Annotated in this window: 20 protein-coding genes; 15 read left to right on the top strand and 5 right to left on the bottom strand. The window is 69.2% G+C overall.

Going from position 1 to position 16385, the window contains the following annotated elements; translation table 11 throughout:
* The first annotated feature begins 144 nt into the window (after positions 1–144).
* From EY822_RS02270 to trmD, 5 genes are all read left to right on the top strand, one after another.
* Positions 145–1062 carry a DMT family transporter gene (locus EY822_RS02270; protein WP_150306788.1) on the top strand — a complete coding sequence of 306 codons (918 nt, stop codon included), beginning with the start codon at positions 145–147 and terminating at the stop codon, positions 1060–1062.
* 266 nt (positions 1063–1328) lie between these two features.
* Complete coding sequence (rpsP, locus tag EY822_RS02265; protein WP_150306787.1) at positions 1329–1760, top strand: 30S ribosomal protein S16; 432 nt, start codon at positions 1329–1331, stop codon at positions 1758–1760.
* A gap of 3 nt (positions 1761–1763) precedes the next feature.
* Positions 1764–2000, top strand: coding sequence for an RNA-binding protein (locus tag EY822_RS02260; RefSeq protein WP_150306786.1), 237 nt, complete (start codon positions 1764–1766; stop codon positions 1998–2000).
* Positions 1993–2706 (top strand): ribosome maturation factor RimM, encoded by a 714-nt coding sequence (gene rimM, locus EY822_RS02255; RefSeq protein WP_150306785.1) that lies wholly within the window; start codon positions 1993–1995, stop codon positions 2704–2706. The genes EY822_RS02260 and rimM overlap by 8 nt, the downstream gene beginning before the upstream one ends.
* Positions 2707–2712: 6 nt before the next feature.
* On the top strand, positions 2713–3417 hold the full coding sequence (gene trmD / locus EY822_RS02250) for a tRNA (guanosine(37)-N1)-methyltransferase TrmD (RefSeq protein ID WP_150306784.1): 705 nt from the start codon (positions 2713–2715) through the stop codon (positions 3415–3417).
* Positions 3418–3592: 175 nt separating this feature from the next.
* Here trmD and map read toward each other — a convergent pair whose 3' ends face one another.
* Positions 3593–4360, bottom strand: coding sequence for a type I methionyl aminopeptidase (map, locus tag EY822_RS02245; protein WP_150306783.1), 768 nt, complete (start codon positions 4358–4360; stop codon positions 3593–3595).
* Between the two features lie 126 nt (positions 4361–4486).
* Between map and EY822_RS02240 the strand changes: the two genes are divergently transcribed.
* From EY822_RS02240 to EY822_RS02225, 5 genes are all read left to right on the top strand, one after another.
* Complete coding sequence (locus EY822_RS02240) at positions 4487–5089, top strand: MFS transporter (RefSeq protein ID WP_150306782.1); 603 nt, start codon at positions 4487–4489, stop codon at positions 5087–5089.
* 204 nt (positions 5090–5293) lie between these two features.
* Positions 5294–5641: a 50S ribosomal protein L19 gene (rplS, locus tag EY822_RS02235; RefSeq protein ID WP_150306781.1), complete on the top strand. Its 348-nt coding sequence runs from the start codon at positions 5294–5296 to the stop codon at positions 5639–5641.
* Between the two features lie 64 nt (positions 5642–5705).
* Positions 5706–6452, top strand: coding sequence for a signal peptidase I (gene lepB / locus EY822_RS15255; RefSeq protein ID WP_227496958.1), 747 nt, complete (start codon positions 5706–5708; stop codon positions 6450–6452).
* Complete coding sequence (locus tag EY822_RS15250) at positions 6453–7124, top strand: ribonuclease HII (RefSeq protein ID WP_227496957.1); 672 nt, start codon at positions 6453–6455, stop codon at positions 7122–7124.
* Positions 7125–7136: 12 nt separating this feature from the next.
* Positions 7137–7460 (top strand): DUF2469 domain-containing protein, encoded by a 324-nt coding sequence (locus EY822_RS02225; RefSeq protein ID WP_150306780.1) that lies wholly within the window; start codon positions 7137–7139, stop codon positions 7458–7460.
* 52 nt (positions 7461–7512) lie between these two features.
* Here the strand turns inward: EY822_RS02225 and EY822_RS02220 are convergent, their stop codons facing one another.
* Positions 7513–8277 carry a MerR family transcriptional regulator gene (locus EY822_RS02220; RefSeq protein WP_150306779.1) on the bottom strand — a complete coding sequence of 255 codons (765 nt, stop codon included), beginning with the start codon at positions 8275–8277 and terminating at the stop codon, positions 7513–7515.
* 270 nt (positions 8278–8547) lie between these two features.
* On the opposite strand from EY822_RS02220, the gene EY822_RS02215 reads away from it, so the two are divergent.
* The 4 genes from EY822_RS02215 to dprA all read left to right on the top strand — a co-directional run bounded on the left by EY822_RS02215 (position 8548) and on the right by dprA (position 12582).
* Complete coding sequence (locus EY822_RS02215) at positions 8548–9132, top strand: small multidrug efflux protein (protein WP_319803458.1); 585 nt, start codon at positions 8548–8550, stop codon at positions 9130–9132.
* A 218-nt stretch (positions 9133–9350) separates the two neighbouring features.
* Positions 9351–9707 carry a YraN family protein gene (locus EY822_RS02210; protein ID WP_150306777.1) on the top strand — a complete coding sequence of 119 codons (357 nt, stop codon included), beginning with the start codon at positions 9351–9353 and terminating at the stop codon, positions 9705–9707.
* A complete protein-coding gene (locus EY822_RS02205) occupies positions 9707–11248 on the top strand; it encodes a YifB family Mg chelatase-like AAA ATPase (RefSeq protein WP_150306776.1) in 1542 nt (513 codons plus the stop codon). Before EY822_RS02210 ends, EY822_RS02205 begins: the two co-directional genes overlap by 1 nt.
* Complete coding sequence (dprA, locus tag EY822_RS02200; protein ID WP_227496956.1) at positions 11245–12582, top strand: DNA-processing protein DprA; 1338 nt, start codon at positions 11245–11247, stop codon at positions 12580–12582. The genes EY822_RS02205 and dprA overlap by 4 nt, the downstream gene beginning before the upstream one ends.
* A 60-nt stretch (positions 12583–12642) precedes the next feature.
* On the opposite strand, the gene EY822_RS02195 is transcribed toward dprA, so the two are convergent.
* A complete protein-coding gene (locus EY822_RS02195) occupies positions 12643–13074 on the bottom strand; it encodes a VOC family protein (RefSeq protein WP_150306775.1) in 432 nt (143 codons plus the stop codon).
* Between the two features lie 288 nt (positions 13075–13362).
* Here EY822_RS02195 and EY822_RS02190 point away from each other — a divergent pair, with 288 nt between their 5' ends.
* Positions 13363–14268 carry a tyrosine recombinase XerC gene (locus tag EY822_RS02190; protein ID WP_150306774.1) on the top strand — a complete coding sequence of 302 codons (906 nt, stop codon included), beginning with the start codon at positions 13363–13365 and terminating at the stop codon, positions 14266–14268.
* 384 nt (positions 14269–14652) lie between these two features.
* On the opposite strand, the gene EY822_RS02185 is transcribed toward EY822_RS02190, so the two are convergent.
* Both EY822_RS02185 and EY822_RS02180 read right to left on the bottom strand, forming a co-directional pair.
* The gene (locus EY822_RS02185; RefSeq protein ID WP_150306773.1) at positions 14653–15729 is read right to left on the bottom strand and encodes a Glu/Leu/Phe/Val dehydrogenase family protein; all 1077 of its coding nucleotides are present in this window, start codon (positions 15727–15729) and stop codon (positions 14653–14655) included.
* A 69-nt stretch (positions 15730–15798) separates the two neighbouring features.
* Positions 15799–16374, bottom strand: coding sequence for a murein hydrolase activator EnvC family protein (locus tag EY822_RS02180; RefSeq protein WP_227496955.1), 576 nt, complete (start codon positions 16372–16374; stop codon positions 15799–15801).
* Between the last annotated feature and the right edge of the window lie 11 nt (positions 16375–16385).

Raw genomic sequence — 16385 nt, 5'->3', positions numbered from 1 at the left:
CGGGCGCGGATGCGCGGCGTAACAGCCCGCGCGGATGTTCGGCGATCGGCGCGACGGACCCCGGAAGCGGTCGAGGAACGTCGCTCGATTGCCATGTCCGATCAGCGCCGGAAGGATCGGTCTCCTCGGCGATACGGTGGGCCGATGACCACGACCACCCCGCTCACCGTCTCCCCGCCCGGGGAGTCGACACCGTCCCCGCGTGTGCTCGCCGCCATCGCGGTCACGATCGTGGCGTGGGCCAGCGCGTTCATCGTCATCCGGGGCGTGGGACACGACTTCTCACCCGGCTCACTCGCGCTCGGTCGCCTCCTCGTGGGCGCCGCCTGCCTCACCCTCGTGGTCGTGCGCCAACCCTGGGTGGCGCCGACCCGCCGCGAGTGGCTGCTCATCGTGCTGTTCGGCATCACCTGGTTCGGCGTCTACAACGTCGCCCTCAACACGGCGGAACTCACCCTCGACGCCGGTACCACCGCGATGATCGTGAACGTGGCGCCCATCCTCATCGCCTTCGGTGCGGGCCTGGTGCTGGGGGAGGGCCTGCCGAAGTGGCTTCTCATCGGCGCCGTCGTGGCGTTCGCCGGCGTACTGCTCATCGGCATCGCCACCGGCGGAGCGACGCTCGGGAACATCTCCGGCGTGCTGTGGTGCCTCGCCGCCGCGCTCAGCTACGCGGTCGGTGTGCTCGCGCAGAAGCCCACGCTGCGTCGGATGTCATCCGTGCAGGTGACCTGGCTCGGGTGCGTGATCGGGCTCGTCGCCTGCCTGCCCTTCGCGGGTGACCTCCTGCGCGACGTGCAGAGCTCGACGCCGCTCAGCATCCTCGGAGTCGTCTACCTCGGTGCGGTGCCCACCGCGCTGGCCTTCACCACGTGGGGATACGCGCTGTCCCGGATGCCCGCGGGGCGGCTCGGCGTGTCCACCTACATCGTTCCCCCGCTCGCGATCGGCATGGGCTTCCTGGCGTTCGGCGAGGTGCCGACGCTCGTCGCGGTGCTCGGCGGCGCGATCTGTCTCGTCGGCGTCGCCCTCTCGCGCCGCCGCGTCCGCGCCGGCGTCTGACACTCCGCGGAGAACGCCCTTTCCGGCCGATCGCGGAGGCGCGCGCCGCCCGACGGGAGGAGCTCGGCGGTCCGGGCGAGTCGGCGGTGCGTGTGCCGTACGGTGCGATTACCCGAACCCTGCGGAAATCTGTCACAATGGTCTGTCGAGTCTGACGGTGCCGACCCTCTACATCGTTCCGCAGATTCCCCTTCGAGCTCGTGCCGAGTGTGCCCCCACGCTCACGGCCATCAGTTCAACCACACACGAAAAAATTCAGGAGAATTGTGGCTGTAAAGATCCGTCTCAAGCGCATGGGCAAGATTCGCGCGCCCTACTACCGCATCGTCGTCGCCGACTCGCGCACCAAGCGCGATGGTCGCGTCATCGAGGAGATCGGCAAGTACCACCCCACCGAGGAGCCGTCGCTCATCACGGTCGACTCCGCTCGCGCGCAGTACTGGCTCGGCGTCGGCGCTCAGCCGACCGAGCAGGTCGCCGCGCTGCTCAAGCTCACCGGTGACTGGGGACAGTTCAAGGGTGACAAGGACGCCGTCAGCACCGTCAAGACGAAGGAGCCCAAGGAGGCGTTCGTCGCCGACGAGAAGAAGAAGCCGGTCCTGAAGCCCAAGACCGAGAAGCCCGCCGAGGCTCCCGCCGCCAAGACCGAGGCTCCCGCCGAGGACGAGGCTGCAGCTTCCGACAGCGAGCAGGCGTAACCCATGCTCGCTCCCGCGCTCGAACACCTCGTCAAGGGCATCGTCGAACAGCCGGATGAGGTCCGCGTCGTGTCGAAGTCGTCCCCTCGCGGGAACGTGCTCGAAGTGCGGGTGCACCCCGACGATCTCGGTCGGGTGATCGGTCGCGCCGGCCGCACCGCGAAGGCGCTCCGCACGCTCATCACCGCGCTGGCCGACGGCAAGCGCGTTCGCGTGGACGTGGTGGACACCGATTCCTAGCAAGCAGACCGAGCTCCGGGTCGGTCGCCTCACGAAGGCCCACGGCCTGAAGGGCGCCCTCAAGCTGGAGTTGTACACCGACGACCCGGCACGACGATTCGTGCCGGGCGCGGTGTTCACCCTGCAGGTTCCCACCGGATCCAGATGGCGGGGCAAGACTCTCGAGGTCGTCGAGCTGCGCTGGTACAACAGCCAGCCCGTCGTCTTCTTCAAGGGGATCACCGATCGCACCGAGGCGGAAACGCTCGTGAAGGCGATCCTCTGGATCAGCCAGGACGAGACCGAGCAGTCGGACGAGGAAGACGCCTGGTACGACCACCAGCTCGTGGGGCTCTCCGTCGTGCGCGACGGGATCGAGGTCGGAACGGTGACGCGGGTCGAACACTTCCCCGCTCAGGACATCCTTCTGGTCGCCACTCCGTCGGGCGAGGTCATGGTCCCGTTCGTGAAGGCGATCGTGCCCTCCGTCGACATGGCGCGCCGCACCGTGACGGTCACGCCGCCCGCCGGACTCTTCGAGGAGATCCCCGAGACCGAGGACGCCGCTCCCGAGGACGTTGATGCTTCGACTCCGGATGCCGACGTCTCGACGACGACGGACGCTGCTCCGGACGTCGAAGCCGATGACGCAGTTCTCGAGGCCGACGGGGATGAGGCAGCTCCCGACGCCGCTCCGGATTCGGCTCCGCGCACGCCCGGCGACTGACCACCCGTGCGCGTCGACATCGTTTCGATCTTCCCCGAGTACTTCGACGTGCTCGACATCTCCCTGCTCGGCAAGGCCCGCGCATCCGGTCTCCTCGAACTCGTCACGCACGACCTCCGCGACTTCACGCACGACCGCCATCGGACCGTGGACGACACGCCTTACGGTGGCGGCGCGGGCATGGTCATGAAGCCGGAGCCGTGGGGTGAGGCGCTCGACAGCATCATTCCCGCGATGGACGGGGACGCCGCTCCGGTGGTGATCTTCCCGTCACCGGCGGGCGAGCTGTTCACGCAGTCGATGGCCGAGGAGCTCGCTCGCGAGCCGCATCTCGTGTTCGGCTGCGGTCGCTACGAGGGCATCGACTCCCGCGTTTTCGACTCCACGGCCGAGCGCGCCCGCGTGCGGCTCGTGAGCCTCGGCGACTACGTGCTCAACGGTGGCGAGGTCGCGGTGCTCGCCATGATGGAGGCCATTGGCCGCCTGCTGCCCGGCGTGGTCGGCAACCCGCAGAGCCTCATCGAGGAGAGCCACTCGGATGGGTTGCTCGAGTACCCGAGCTACACCAAGCCGGCCAGTTGGCGCGGCCTCGATGTGCCGCCGGTGCTGCTGAGCGGCAATCACGGTGCCATCGCCGCGTGGCGTCGCGAGCAGCAGCTGGAGCGTACCCGGCGCGTACGCCCCGACCTCCTCCCGCCCCTCGACGCCTGACCCCGCGGCCTACTACGGTCCCTGCCGGTCATTACGGTCCCCGAGCTTGTCGAAGGGACGTCGCGTAGCGTCCCTTCGACGGGCTCAGGGACCGCCCTTCGACGAGCTCAGGGACCGCCCTTCGACGGGCTCAGGGACCGCCCTTCGACGGGCTCAGGACCGCCCTTCGACAGGCTCAGTCGCGGGCGGTGAGCACGACCGGACCGTCGGCCGTGATAGCGATGGTGTGCTCCATGTGCGCGCCGCGCGAGCCATCCTCGCTGCGGAGGGTCCATCCGTCGGGATCGGTGAAGATGCGATTCGTCGTCTGCAGGAACCACGGCTCGATCGCGATCACCAGGCCCGGGCGCAGGGGCACCCCGCGCCCGGCCCGCCCGCTGTTCGCGATGTGCGGGTCGCCGTGCATCGTGCGTCCCACCCCGTGTCCGCCGAAGTCGGTGTTGACGGTGTAGCCGGCATCCGCGGCCACCGCGCCGATCGCGGCGGAGATGTCGCCCACCCGGCCGCCCGGTTGCGCCGCGGCGATACCGGCCTCGAGCGCGGCGGTGGTCACCTGCACCAGGCGCGTGTCTTCGGGTCGGGGAGTGCCCACGATCACCGTGAGGGCCGAATCCGCCACCCAGCCGTCCACCGCCACGGCGAAGTCGAGGCTCACCACGTCGCCGTCGCGCAGCACGTAGTCGAAGGGGAGACCGTGCAGCACCGCGTCGTTCACCGAGGTGCAGAGCACCTTGCCGAAGGGGCTCGCGCCGAACGACGGGTGGTAGTCGATGTAGCAGGATTCCGCGCCGCGCTTGCGGATGAGGTCGTGCGCCATCGCATCCAGCTGCAGCAGGTTCACTCCCACGTCGGCCGCGTCGGCCAGACGGGTGAGTGTATCGGCGACGAACCGTCCAGCGGGTCGCATGGCGTCGAGTTCGGCCGGTGTCCTCAGTTCAATCACGGGAACACTTTAGTTGGCGCACCGGAACTCCGGTTGATCGGCGGTTCCGTACGCGGGCGGCCCGGTCACACGCGGACCGATGGAACGGTCAGTTCGGATGGACCTGCACGCCGTATCCTGAATGCCATGATCGCCCGTCGCGCCTTCTTCTACTGGCAGTTCGTCGCGGCACTCCTGCTTCCGCTGTGGGTGCTCGTGGGCCGGGGACTGTTCGGCGCGACCGTGGGCTGGCAGTTCGTGCTGCTGGTCATCCTGGCCCCGATCCTCGCCATCTCGATGCTCATGGTGGCCGGCATGATCTCGGCTCGCAAGGACGTGCGCAGTACCCGCGCGGTGAGTTGGCTCGACGTGGCCGCCGTGGGTGTGTGGCACCTCTGCATTCTCGCGCTGGGCTTCTTCGTGGTCGATGTCGGCGCATCCGGGGAGGGCGGCACGTCGGCGTTCACCCAGGTCGCGGGCAGCGACTCGGAGGGTCTTTCCACCGTGCTGGCGAACCTGTTCGGCGCACTCACGGTGATCGTGGGCGTGGCGGCGTTCTGGATCGCGGTGTGGCAATTCCTGCGGGAAACCCGCAAGCGCGTGCGCACGGTCATGGAGACGTTGGAGCGTGACGCCAGCGGGGCGGCACCCGGAAGCGGTCCCGCCCTGTGGAAGGGGCCGGACGGACGCGGCACCGCACGCGTCATCCGCCTCGACCCGACCGACTCGCCGAAGCGCGACGAACGCTGAGGCGCGACGAGCGCTGAACACCCGGGCCGCCACGCCCGGATCGAGCCGCACGCCTTTTGTCTTATCCTGCCGCACGTGTCAGAATGAATCTTTGTGCTCGCGGCTGACCCTGCCACAGGGGAGTCGGCGTATCGGCGGGCCGATTCCCATTCTTGTATTTCCTGATTCGCAGTCGACCTGTGGCGGTTGCAGAGAGCGAACACCATGCACATTCTTGACTCCGTCGACAAGGCATCGCTGCGGTCGGACATCCCCGAGTTCCGCGCCGGTGACACCGTCAAGGTCCACGTCAACATCGTCGAGGGCACGCGTTCGCGCATCCAGGTGTTCCAGGGCGTCGTCATCGGCCGTCAGGGCGAGGGCGTTCGCGAGACCTTCTGCGTTCGCAAGGTCTCCTTCCAGGTGGGCGTCGAGCGCACCTTCCCGGTGCACTCCCCGGTGATCGATCACATCGAGGTCGTCACCCGCGGTGACGTGCGTCGCGCCAAGCTCTACTTCCTCCGCGAACTCCGCGGCAAGAAGGCCAAGATCAAGGAGAAGCGCTTCAACTAGGCTTCCCGCGTGAAACCGCCGAGCTCCCCAGCGACTACTATTGCTGGGGAGCTCAGGCGGTTAAATGACGGATAGTACGGTGCCCACGGATATGAAGACAGTGGGCAAGAACGGCAAACCCCGACTGACGGGCTGGAAATTGTTCGTCCGCGACATCCTCGTGATTTTCGTGGTCGCCCTGCTCGTGTCGGTACTCATCAAGACGTTCCTCATCCGGTCGTTCTACATCCCCTCGGAGTCGATGTCCGACACGCTCGTCGAGAACGACCGCATCATCGTCAACCAGCTCGCGCCCGATCTGATGGCGCTCGAGCACGGCGACATCGTGGTCTTCCGCGATCCGGGCAACTGGCTCGCACCGGTCGCCGCGCCGCAGCAGAACCCGCTCGCCGCCGGTGTGGACTGGGTGCTGGCGCTCGTGGGCCTCTCGGCGCCGGACAGCAACGACCACCTCATCAAGCGCGTGATCGGCATGCCCGGCGACCACGTGGTGTGCTGCAACGAGTTCGGACAGCTCTCGGTGAACGACGTGCCGCTCAAGGAGCCGTACGTGGTGCTGCCGCCCGGGGAGACCGCGGTGTCGCAGGACAGCTTCGATGTCACCGTGCCCGCGGACTCGCTCTGGGTGATGGGTGACAACCGCTACAACTCCAAGGACTCGCGCTACCAGCGGGAGACGCCGAGCGAGGGGTTCGTGCCGCTCGACGATGTCGTCGGCCGGGCGCTGCTGATCAGCTGGCCGATCGCGCGCTGGGAGTGGCTCGACAACTACGAGATCACCTTCCGCGGCGTGGAGACCGAGGGACGCTAGATGACGCCGGTGGCCGACCCCACGATGCGGGTGGAGCGGAAGATGTTCGCATCCGGCGCCCGTTACGTGATCGGGCTCGACGAGGTCGGCAGGGGCGCCATCGCCGGACCCGTCGCCGTAGGTGCGGCACTCATCGCCCCCACCCGCCGTCGCATCCCCGCGGGGCTCCGCGACTCCAAGATGCTGAGCGAGAAACGACGCGAGGAACTCGCGCCCCTCGCCGCTTCCTGGTCGCTGCATTCCGCCGTGGGCCTCGCCACCTGCGACGAGGTGGATGCCATCGGCCTCACCGCGTGCCTCGGGCTCGCGGCTCGGCGCGCCCTCGAGGCGCTGGCCGAACTGGGTGCGCCGGTGAGCGAGGCCGTGGTGCTGCTCGACGGCAACTGGGACTACGTGAACCGGGCGCTGCCCGCGCCGGTGCCCGTGCAGACCCGCATCAAGGCCGACCGGGACTGCGCCTCCGTCGCCGCCGCCTCGGTGATCGCCAAGGTGCACCGCGACCGCCTCATGATCGACCGGCACGCGGTCGAACCGCGCTACGGCTGGGCCGGCAACAAGGGGTACGGGAGCACCGAGCACATGGCCGCGATCGCGGAGCACGGACCGTCGGACTTCCACCGTCGCACCTGGCTGCGCACCGCCGAGGGCGAACCGCTGCTGGCGAGGTCGTAGGATTGGCTCACCATGGATGACGACGAATTCGAGGACTACGACCGCGAAGTCGAACTGGCGCTGTACCGGGAATACCGTGACGTGGTGGGCCAATTCAAGTTCGTGGTCGAGACGGAGCGCAGGTTCTACCTGGCCAACGAGGTCGAACTCGTGCGTCGCGATACCGAGCACGACTTCTATTTCGAACTGACGATGACCGACGTCTGGGTGTGGGACGTCTACCGCTCCGACCGCTTCGTCAAGAGCGTGCGCGTGCTCACGTTCAAGGACGTGAACGTGGAGGAGCTGTCCTCCAAGGAGTTCGAGCTGCCCAAGGAACTCGCGCTCGACGAGTAGTTCGCCCGCTCGCCCTTTCCTCGGACTGAGACCCGCAACGTACCGACACTGCCTATTCGGACGTGCTCTCCTCGTCGACCGGGTCCGTTTCGCGCTGTCGCATCTGCTCATGCGCGATGCGGCTTGCACGGACGAGCACATCGAGCTGCGCGGGGTTGTAGAGGGCAGCGACCGACTGTGCAACCGTCTCCTGCGTCGCCTCGGGGCTCTTGGAGACGTGGCCGGTCTGATCACTCAGCCAGGGGTAGTCCGTCAAGGTTCTCGCGATGACGGGCGCGTACTGCTCGGCCACCTGCTGACGCGTGCGCTCATCCGCGTCGGGGGCCAGGGAGGCGAACGCCCCGCCGACATCGTCCGGCTCGGACTCGATCATCTCGCGGACATCAGCCATCGCCTCCTCGTCGTACAGCTGGGAGTAGATGAGAACGAGCGAGCGCTCGGGCGTAGACAGCTTCGACGCGACACCCTCGAAACCCGGGGGCAGGTCCGTTACGGACGAGCCGAGGAGGATCGCCTTGATCTCGGCGCGAGCACGCTGCAGCCGCTCAATGCTCTTCGCGAGATCCGCATCGATCGCCGTCAGCGCCGCCATGGGGGTTTGGCCGCTGAACCCCACCTGTTCGATCCGGTCGACGGGCACCCCCAGGTCGCGCAGTCGGCGGATCTGCAGAAGGCGGACCAGATGCCGAACCTCGTACTGCTTGTACCCGTTGGACATGCGATCGGGTTCCTCGAGCACGCCCACGCGGTGGTAGTGGCGCACGGCGTTCACGGTCGTCCCCGCGAGATCCGCGATCTCCCGTGTGCTCCACGCCATGTCTGTGGTCCCTCTCTCGTGCCCTTCATCTAAGACCCTGTTCCGAGCACATGGTCAAGCGGCTTCCCGCGGTCGTTTCGTCGTCGACGGCAGATGCGCCTGAGGCGCCCAGCAGCACCGTGCAGAACGGCTCGCGCGGAGCCTCCCGACCCCGAGCGGACGACGAGGTCGGGAACTACTTGACCCTGTTCCGAGAACACGGTTTCTACTGAGGTCGGAAGCGAAAACCCGCTCCCTTTTCGCCCGCACAATGAAGGATCTTCTAGAATCGTGAATCCTGTTCAGGACCTCATCCGCAACTTCCAAGACCTCGTGGACCATGTGCCCGAGATCCTCCAGCCCGTCATCGTGATGCTCGCTGGAACCGTCCCGTTCATCGAGGGCGAGCTCGCCTCGATGATCGGCATCGTCGGTGGCCTCAACCCCATCGCCGCCGCCCTCGCCGCCGCTGTCGGCAACTTCGCCTCCGTGATGCTGGTGGTATCCCTCACGTCCCGGGCTCGCACGGCTGCGGTGAACCGTCGCACGACCCGCGTCAGCGCTACGGCGGGCGCCGGAGGAACCCCGGAGTCCTGGGGGGACGAGCGGATCGCTGCGGACCAGGATGCGGTGCCGGCCGAGCCGGAGTCGAAGGGTCGGCGGCGCGTCAAGGGGTGGCTCGTTCGTTTCGGCGTCCCCGGCGCGAGCATCCTCGGTCCCCTTGCGATCCCGACGCAGATCACGTCGTCCATCCTGATCGCCAGCGGAACTCCCCGGGGATGGGTGCTGCTCTGGCAGGCCGTGGCGATCGTCCTCTGGACTACCGTGACCGCGGTCTCCGTCTGGGCCGCTCTCACCTACGTCGTCGGAGTCTGAGCGAGCGGGAGGAGTGCCCGAAGGCTCAGCAGCGCGAAAAAGGCACGAGTGGTGCGCAATGAGACCGTGAAGCCCGGTCGCCGACCGCCCCCGGGGACGCGCGTCGCCCCGGGGGCGGTGCTTCTCCCCACACCGTCCCGACGGGGCGGTGTGCACAGATCACACATCGCCGGTTCATTCGATCTCCCAGGCTTGCCACTCTGGTGCCGGAGGTCGACATGGCGGCGAAGGACGAACTCGGTAGGTGGGGTGAGCAGCTCGTCGCCGAGCGACTGACCGAGCAGGGCTATGCGGTGCTCGACCGCAATTGGCGGTGCGAGCAGGGCGAGATCGACCTCGTCGTGCAACGCGGTGATGACACGGTCTTCGTGGAGGTGAAGACCCGGTCGGGAACCGCGTTCGGGCACCCCTTCGAGGCGATCACGGTGGCGAAGCTGGCTCGCCTGCGCCGACTGGCGGGCGAGTGGTGCGAGCAGCACGGCGCCACCCGTCGCCGCATTCGCATCGACGCGGTCGCCGTTCTCGCCCCACCCGGGGCCGCTCCGACGATCGAGCACCTCGAGGGCGTGTTCTGATGGGCGTGGGGCGCACCCTGTCCGTGGCGCTCCTCGGACTGACGGGCGCAGTGGTGGAGGTGGAGAGCGACATCTCCGCCGGCCTGCCGGGCTTCGTGCTCATCGGGCTCCCCGACACCGCTCTGGGAGAGGCGAAAGACCGCGTGCGGTCGGCGGCATCGAACTCCGGTTGCGCCCTGCCGAGCCACAAGCTCACGGTGAATCTCTCGCCGGCGGCGCTGCCGAAGCACGGGTCGGGTTTCGACCTCGCGATCGCGGTCTCCATCCTCGCGGCGGCGGGCAGTGTGCATGCGGAATCGGTGGAGCGGGTCGTGCACGTGGGCGAGCTCGGACTGGATGGGCGACTCCGCCCGGTCAACGGGGTACTGCCCGCTGTGCTCGCGGCATCCCGCGCCGGCCACCGCGTGGTGATGGTGCCCACCGGCAATGCCGATGAGGCCTCCCTCGTGCCGGACGTGCGCGTGGTCCCGGTGGCGTCGCTGCGGGATGCCGCGATCTGGCACGGTGGCGAGTACCAACCGGTCCCGGTGGAGCCCATCGAACGGGTGGGCACACCGGAGGGGCATGAGGCAGCGGCCGAGCACCTCGACCTCACCGACATCGTCGGCAATGAGGAGGCGATCGGAGCACTGCTCGCCGCCGCTGCTGGCGCTCATCACGTGTTCCTCCTGGGGCCACCGGGCGCGGGGAAGACCATGCTCGCGAGCCGGTTGCCCGGGCTTCTTCCGGATCTGGAGCCCGCCGAGGCGTTAGAGGTGAGCTCCATCCGGTCCCTCGCGGGATTGGCCGTGGGCAGCAGCCTCGTGACCCGACCGCCGCTCGAGAGTCCGCACCACACCGCCACTGCGGCCGCGATGGTGGGTGGGGGAAGCGGGCAGATCAGGCCGGGCGCGGCGGTGCGTGCGACGCACGGCGTGCTCTTCCTCGACGAGGCGCCCGAGTTCTCGATGGCGGTGCTCGACTGCCTGCGGCAGCCCCTCGAGTCCGGCCGCATCAGCATCCATCGTGCGAGTGCGGTGGCGCACTTCCCTGGGCGGTTCCAACTCGTCATGGCCGCGAATCCCTGCCCCTGCGGGCAGTACGGAGCGCAGGATGCGTCGTGCATGTGCCCTCCGAACGCGAGGCGGCGGTACCTGGCGCGCATCTCCGGTCCGTTGCTCGATCGCATCGACATCCAGCTCGGGGTGCGCCAGGTCACCGCCGCACAACTCGCGCTGTCCACCGATGGACCGCGCATGTCGACGGCCGACGGGCGTGCCCGTGTCACCGCGGCCCGGGCGGCTGCGCGCGAGCGCCTTCGTGCGACACCGTGGACGCTCAACTCCCAGGTACCGGGCTCGTGGCTCCGCAATGGCACGGCGGCGCTCGGCGGGCGAGCGACAGCGGCGCTCGATCGCGCTCTCGAACGCGGCGGCATCACCATGCGGGGCTACGACCGGGTGCTCCGCCTCAGCTGGACCCTCGCCGACCTCGACGGCGAGGGTCGACCGTCGCCCGACCATGTGGGCAGGGCACTGTTCCTTCGACGGGCGATGTCGTGACCGGCGTCCTCTTCGGTCTCGACGCGTCGATGGTCGACGCACTGGTGGCGGCAGTGGCGCCCGGGGCGGCGGAGGCTCCCGGGCGTGGGGAGGCTGCCGGGCGTGGGGAGGCTGCCGGGCGTGGGGAGTCTTCTGGGCGTGGGGAGTCGGAGTCGAGCCGGCCGAGCGCGGCCGAGATCTTCGCCCGGTCCGCTCTCACGGGCATCGCCGAGCCGGGTGACCGTGCCGCCGGTGCACTGACCGCCGCGCTCGGCGCGCCCCTCCTGCTCGACGCGCTTCTGGAGCAGTGGCCGGTGGGACGCATCCTGTCCAGCGCGCGGACCGCCGGTGAAACGGCCGAGGCGATGCTCGGAGCCGGGGATGTCGGACAGGCCCTCGATCGGTGGCGGCCCCGCGTCGACATCGACACCGCCGTTCGAGCCCTCCGGCAGGCAGCTCGCATCGGCACGCGCATTCTGGTGCCGGGCGGGCCGCACTGGCCGGACGGCGTGGACGACCTCGGCGAGCACGCGCCGCTGGCGCTGTGGCTGCGCGGCCGGGAGGCGGTGCTGCCGGCACTCGGCCGTTCCGTCGCGTTGGTGGGCGCCCGCGCCGCCACCGGGTACGGCGAGCATGTGGCGATGGAGGCGTCGGCGGGACTCGTCGACCGCGGACTCGCCATCGTGTCGGGTGCCGCGTACGGGATCGACGGCATGGCCCATCGGGCGGCTCTCGCGAGCGGGGGAGTCACGGTGGCGTTCCTGGCCGGCGGGGTGGACCGCTTCTACCCCAGCGGCCACGATGCCCTACTCGGCCGGATGGTGGAGGAAGGAGCGGTGATCTCGGAGTTGCCCTGCGGATCAGCACCGACCAAATGGCGCTTCCTGCAGCGCAACCGACTCATCGCGGCGACCAGTCAGGCGACCGTGGTGCTCGAGGCGGGCTGGCGATCGGGATCGCTGAACACCGCCGGGCATGCCGCAGCGCTGGGGCGTCCGCTCGGCGCCGTGCCCGGACCGGTGACGTCTCCCGCATCCGCTGGGTGCCACCGCCTCATCCGGGACTACGACGCCGTGTGCGTCACCAATGCCGAGGAGATGGCGGAGCTGATGCCCGAGGCAGCATTCGTTCCGCCGTCACCGCATCCGTCATCGGAATGGGAGGGAGCAGGGGTTGGCCGCACCCGTGACGATGTGCGGGTGCTGGACGCGATGAGTGCCCGCTCTGCTCGTATCGTGCTCGACATCGCGCGGCGCTCCGGACTCTCGGTCGCCGCCGTGCAGGGCTGCCTCGGGCGGCTGGAACTGGAGGATGCGGTCGTGGAGAAGTCGACGGGATGGGTGAGGCGGCGTTGACCCGGTCGGTGATGGGGACGAGAACGTTCGCGTACTGGGTGCTCGTCACCTCGGCACGAGTCAGGCCGGAGCTGGGTGCTCGAGCGTGCTGAGGTAGTGCGGGCTGTACATCACGCCGAGGATGTTGCCGAATGGGTCGACCACCGACGCGGTGACGAAGCCCTCGCCCCGTTCCGTCGCGGGCTCGTGGACGGTCGCGCCCAGGCCGATCAAACCCTCCATCGTCGCTGCCACATCGTCGACGTGCCAGCGGACGATGGCACCGGTTGGTTCCGCGGTGCTCGCCGGTGGCAGGTATCTGCGGTCGATGATCCCCAACTCGTGCTGGTAGTCGCCCAGTCGGAACTCGACGTACGCGGGACTCTCGGCATCCGGCTGCTGGAAGTACGGCTGTACGCCGAGGAAGCGCGAGTACCAGTCGCGCGCTTCGGCCACGTTCTCCGCCGAGAGGTTGACCTGCGCGAGGCCGCGAAGCGGTGAGGTGTCGGACATGTCTTTCTCCTTTCGCATGCTGCTCGTCCCCGTTCGACGCGCCGATCACCCGAGCGGTCCCGCGAGCGCCGAACGGACGACTATCAGCGTGGCGGCGCTGCTCGACGGGAGTCAAGGCCTCCGCGGGCCATCCGTGCCGGGCCGACACGACGGAGGCGGGTTCGTCGAGCGTGGCCTCGGCTGCACTGGCGAAGAGACGTGGGATGACAGACGGCGCGGCCGTTCCTTACCGGACGTTCCCGCCGCGCGCCGTTCCGTCCCCGGCCCCGTATGCGGGACGCTAGAGACATGGAACTCGAGCGAGCGGTGGAGCGGTACGCGCAGTTCCTGTCGGCCGAGCGCGGGTACTCGGCCCACACCGTGCGGTCCTATCGATCGGATCTCGCCGACCTGCTGAAGTTCGCCGGCGAGCAGTCGGTGACCGACGCGGCCGAGCTCGATCTGGAGGTGCTGCGCGACTGGTTGTGGAACGGCTCGCAGGCGGGGCTCGCCAAGGCGACCCTCGCGCGCCGGGCGGCGGCGGCCAAGGGGCTCTCGGCCTGGTTGAAGCGGGAGGGCGCGACGACCGCCGACACGGCGACGCGCCTGCGCGCCCCGAAACCGGGCCGCACGTTGCCGCGAGTGCTCGGCACGGAGCAACTCGATTCCCTGCTGAGCGGCCTGCAGGCGAGAGCGGCCGACGGTGATCCGGTGGCGGTGCGGGATGTGGCGATCATCGAGGTGCTGTACGCGTCGGCGCTCCGCGTCTCCGAGCTCACCGGACTCGACCTCGCCGATCTCGACCACGAGCGGTTGACGCTCCGGGTGACGGGTAAGGGGTCGAAGGAACGCGTCGTGCCGTTCGGCGTCCCGGCGCAGCGAGCGGTGGTCGACTACCTGCACCGCGGAAGGCCCGAGCTGGCGGCGCCCACGTCGGGTGCTGCGCTCTTCCTGGGCAGCCGGGGCGGGCGACTCGGGCCCCGCACGGTGTACCGCCTCGTGGCGGAGCTGCTCGCCGACGTGCAGGGGAGCGGCCCGTCGGGTCCGCACGCCCTCCGTCACACGGCGGCAACCCACCTCCTCGACGGTGGCGCGGACCTGCGTGCGGTGCAGGAAATGCTCGGGCACGCGAGCCTCGGCACGACGCAGATCTACACGCACGTCTCCACCGACCGCTTGCGGCAGAGTTACCTCAACGCGCATCCCCGGGCGTAGCGTCCATACGGGCGCTGAGCTTGTCGAAGCGTCGTGGGTTGCGGGCATCCCGCTGACGGAACCATACGGACGCTGAGCTTGTCGAAGCGTCGTGGGTTGCCGTGCGTCCCTTCGACAGGCTCCGTGGGGTCGTCCCTTCGACAGGCTCAGGGACCGTGGAGGTGGGGACCATATGGACGCTGAGCTTGTCGAAGCGTCGTGGGTTGCCGTGCGTCCCTTCGACGGGCTCAGGGACCGTGGGGTCGTCCCTTCGACGGGCTCAGGGACCGTGGGGCGGGAGCATGCGGACGCTGTGCTTGTCGAAGCGTCGTGGGTTGCGTGATGTCCCTTCGACAGGCTCAGGGACCGTGGGCGACAGGCTCATGGACCGTGGAGGTGGGCGGGTCAGGCGACAGCCGGGGCCGGGGTCGAAACGGCCGCGAGGCGCTCGGCGGCGAGGTGCCGGGCCGCATCGGCGGGGGTGATGCCGCGCGCATCCGCCGCTTCGTACAGCGCGCGGAGGGTATCCCCGATGCGTTCGACGCGCTCCATCACCTCGCTGAGTCCCGCACCCGGCTCGTTCATGAAGTGCAGGTAGATCACTCCGCCCGCATTCACGACGAAGTCCGGCGCCCAGAGGATGCCGCGACCGGCAAGCCGGTCGGCGCCCGATTCTTCGGCCAGCTGGTTGTTGGCCGGGCCCACCACGGCGCGGCAGCGGAGCGAGTCGATGACCTCGGCGGTGAGGATGCCGCCCACGCCGGCGGGCACGAAGACGTCCGTCTCCACGAGGTGGGCGCTCTGCGGCTCCACCCAGTCCGCATGGAGCTCGTCGGCGAGCGCCCGCTTGCCCGGGTACACGTCGGTGACCGTCAGGCGCGCACCCTCGGAGGTCAGACGCCGGGCCAGCCGGGATCCCACCTGACCGAGACCCACGATCGTGAACCGCAGACCCGCCACGTTCCGGGACCCGGTGAGTCGCTCGACCGTGGCCGAGATGGCGGCGTAGACGCCGATCGCCGTGGGCTCCGACGGTTCGCCGACGCCGCCGGTCGCGGGCGGAAGGCCCACGACGTGGGCGGTGCGCTCACGCACGACGGCCATGTCTTCGGACGTGGTGCCCACGTCCTCGGCGGTGTTGTAACTTCCACCGAGGGACTCGATGGCATCGCCGAGGTCGAGGAGAGCGTCGCGTCGCTGCACCGCGTCGAGCGGCCGGTTGGCGGGAACGCGGATGACCGACTTGCCGCCGCCCGCGGGGAGTCCGGCCGTGGCGTTCTTCAGCGTCATCGCGGCGGACAGGCGGAGCGCATCCGCCAACGCCTCGTCACCCGACTCGTAGTGCCACATGCGGCACCCGCCGAGCGCCGGGCCGAGCCGGGTGGAGTGGACGGCGACGGTGATGTGAAGTCCGGAACGCGGTCCGCGGATCAGCAGGACCCGCTCGTGCTCGAGTTCGTCGAGGATGGTGAGAACGGGCATGATCGAGTCCTTCTGCGCATCGTGTGCGGGCCGGGCGCCGCGTGAGGATGGCGCAATGCCCGGGTTCTGCTACTCATCAAACACCGAATCCGTGCCGAGTGGCAGGAGCACGGAGTGCGGTATCTCGCCGAGGAAGAGCAGCGGGGACACGTACTCCCCGCTTACGCGGACGCCGAGGTGCAGGCACGGTCCGGCGCGGCAGTGCGCCCCTTCGTCGGTCAGCGTGCCGATCACCGCCCCCTCGGCCACGTCCTCCCCGCGGGCCACGAGCGCGGCGACGGGCTCGACGCTCGAGATCACGCCGTCCGGGTGAGTGATCGAGATCACCGGTCGATCCACGACCCGTCCGGCGAAGGAGACGACTCCCGCAGCGGGGGCCCGCACCTCCGAGCCGACGGACGCGCCCACATCAATGCCCCGATGCCCGGCGGCGTACCGGGTGGGAGGCGCCTCGTAGGGACGCAGGATCCCATGCGGCGGACCGACCGGCCACGACCACCGGGGCGGATCGAGCGCCGCGACCACCGACCCGCCCCCGAGCGGTACCGCACCGAGCGGCACGGCACCGAGCGGCGCGGCACCGAAAAGGACGCCGAAGAGCACGACGAGAACCGCGGACAGCGATCGCCAGCGGTGCCGAGGCACGCCCGACTCTC

This window comes from Planctomonas psychrotolerans, from assembly GCF_008642235.1.
GTDB classification, from domain to species: domain Bacteria; phylum Actinomycetota; class Actinomycetes; order Actinomycetales; family Microbacteriaceae; genus Planctomonas; species Planctomonas psychrotolerans.
Note: the sequence above shows the minus strand (reverse complement) of the source record. Positions and strands in the feature narration are given on the sequence as shown.

Coding starts and splice junctions, on each gene's coding strand:
- EY822_RS02270 (WP_150306788.1), top strand. CDS start 145: ATGACCACGACCACCCCGCTCACCGTCTCCCCGCCCGGGGAGTCGACA.
- EY822_RS02260 (WP_150306786.1), top strand. CDS start 1,764: ATGCTCGCTCCCGCGCTCGAACACCTCGTCAAGGGCATCGTCGAACAG.
- EY822_RS02240 (WP_150306782.1), top strand. CDS start 4,487: ATGATCGCCCGTCGCGCCTTCTTCTACTGGCAGTTCGTCGCGGCACTC.
- rplS (WP_150306781.1), top strand. CDS start 5,294: ATGCACATTCTTGACTCCGTCGACAAGGCATCGCTGCGGTCGGACATC.
- lepB (WP_227496958.1), top strand. CDS start 5,706: ATGACGGATAGTACGGTGCCCACGGATATGAAGACAGTGGGCAAGAAC.
- EY822_RS15250 (WP_227496957.1), top strand. CDS start 6,453: ATGACGCCGGTGGCCGACCCCACGATGCGGGTGGAGCGGAAGATGTTC.
- EY822_RS02225 (WP_150306780.1), top strand. CDS start 7,137: ATGGATGACGACGAATTCGAGGACTACGACCGCGAAGTCGAACTGGCG.
- EY822_RS02220 (WP_150306779.1), bottom strand. CDS start 8,277: ATGGCGTGGAGCACACGGGAGATCGCGGATCTCGCGGGGACGACCGTG.
- EY822_RS02210 (WP_150306777.1), top strand. CDS start 9,351: ATGGCGGCGAAGGACGAACTCGGTAGGTGGGGTGAGCAGCTCGTCGCC.
- EY822_RS02205 (WP_150306776.1), top strand. CDS start 9,707: ATGGGCGTGGGGCGCACCCTGTCCGTGGCGCTCCTCGGACTGACGGGC.
- EY822_RS02195 (WP_150306775.1), bottom strand. CDS start 13,074: ATGTCCGACACCTCACCGCTTCGCGGCCTCGCGCAGGTCAACCTCTCG.
- EY822_RS02190 (WP_150306774.1), top strand. CDS start 13,363: ATGGAACTCGAGCGAGCGGTGGAGCGGTACGCGCAGTTCCTGTCGGCC.
- EY822_RS02185 (WP_150306773.1), bottom strand. CDS start 15,729: ATGCCCGTTCTCACCATCCTCGACGAACTCGAGCACGAGCGGGTCCTG.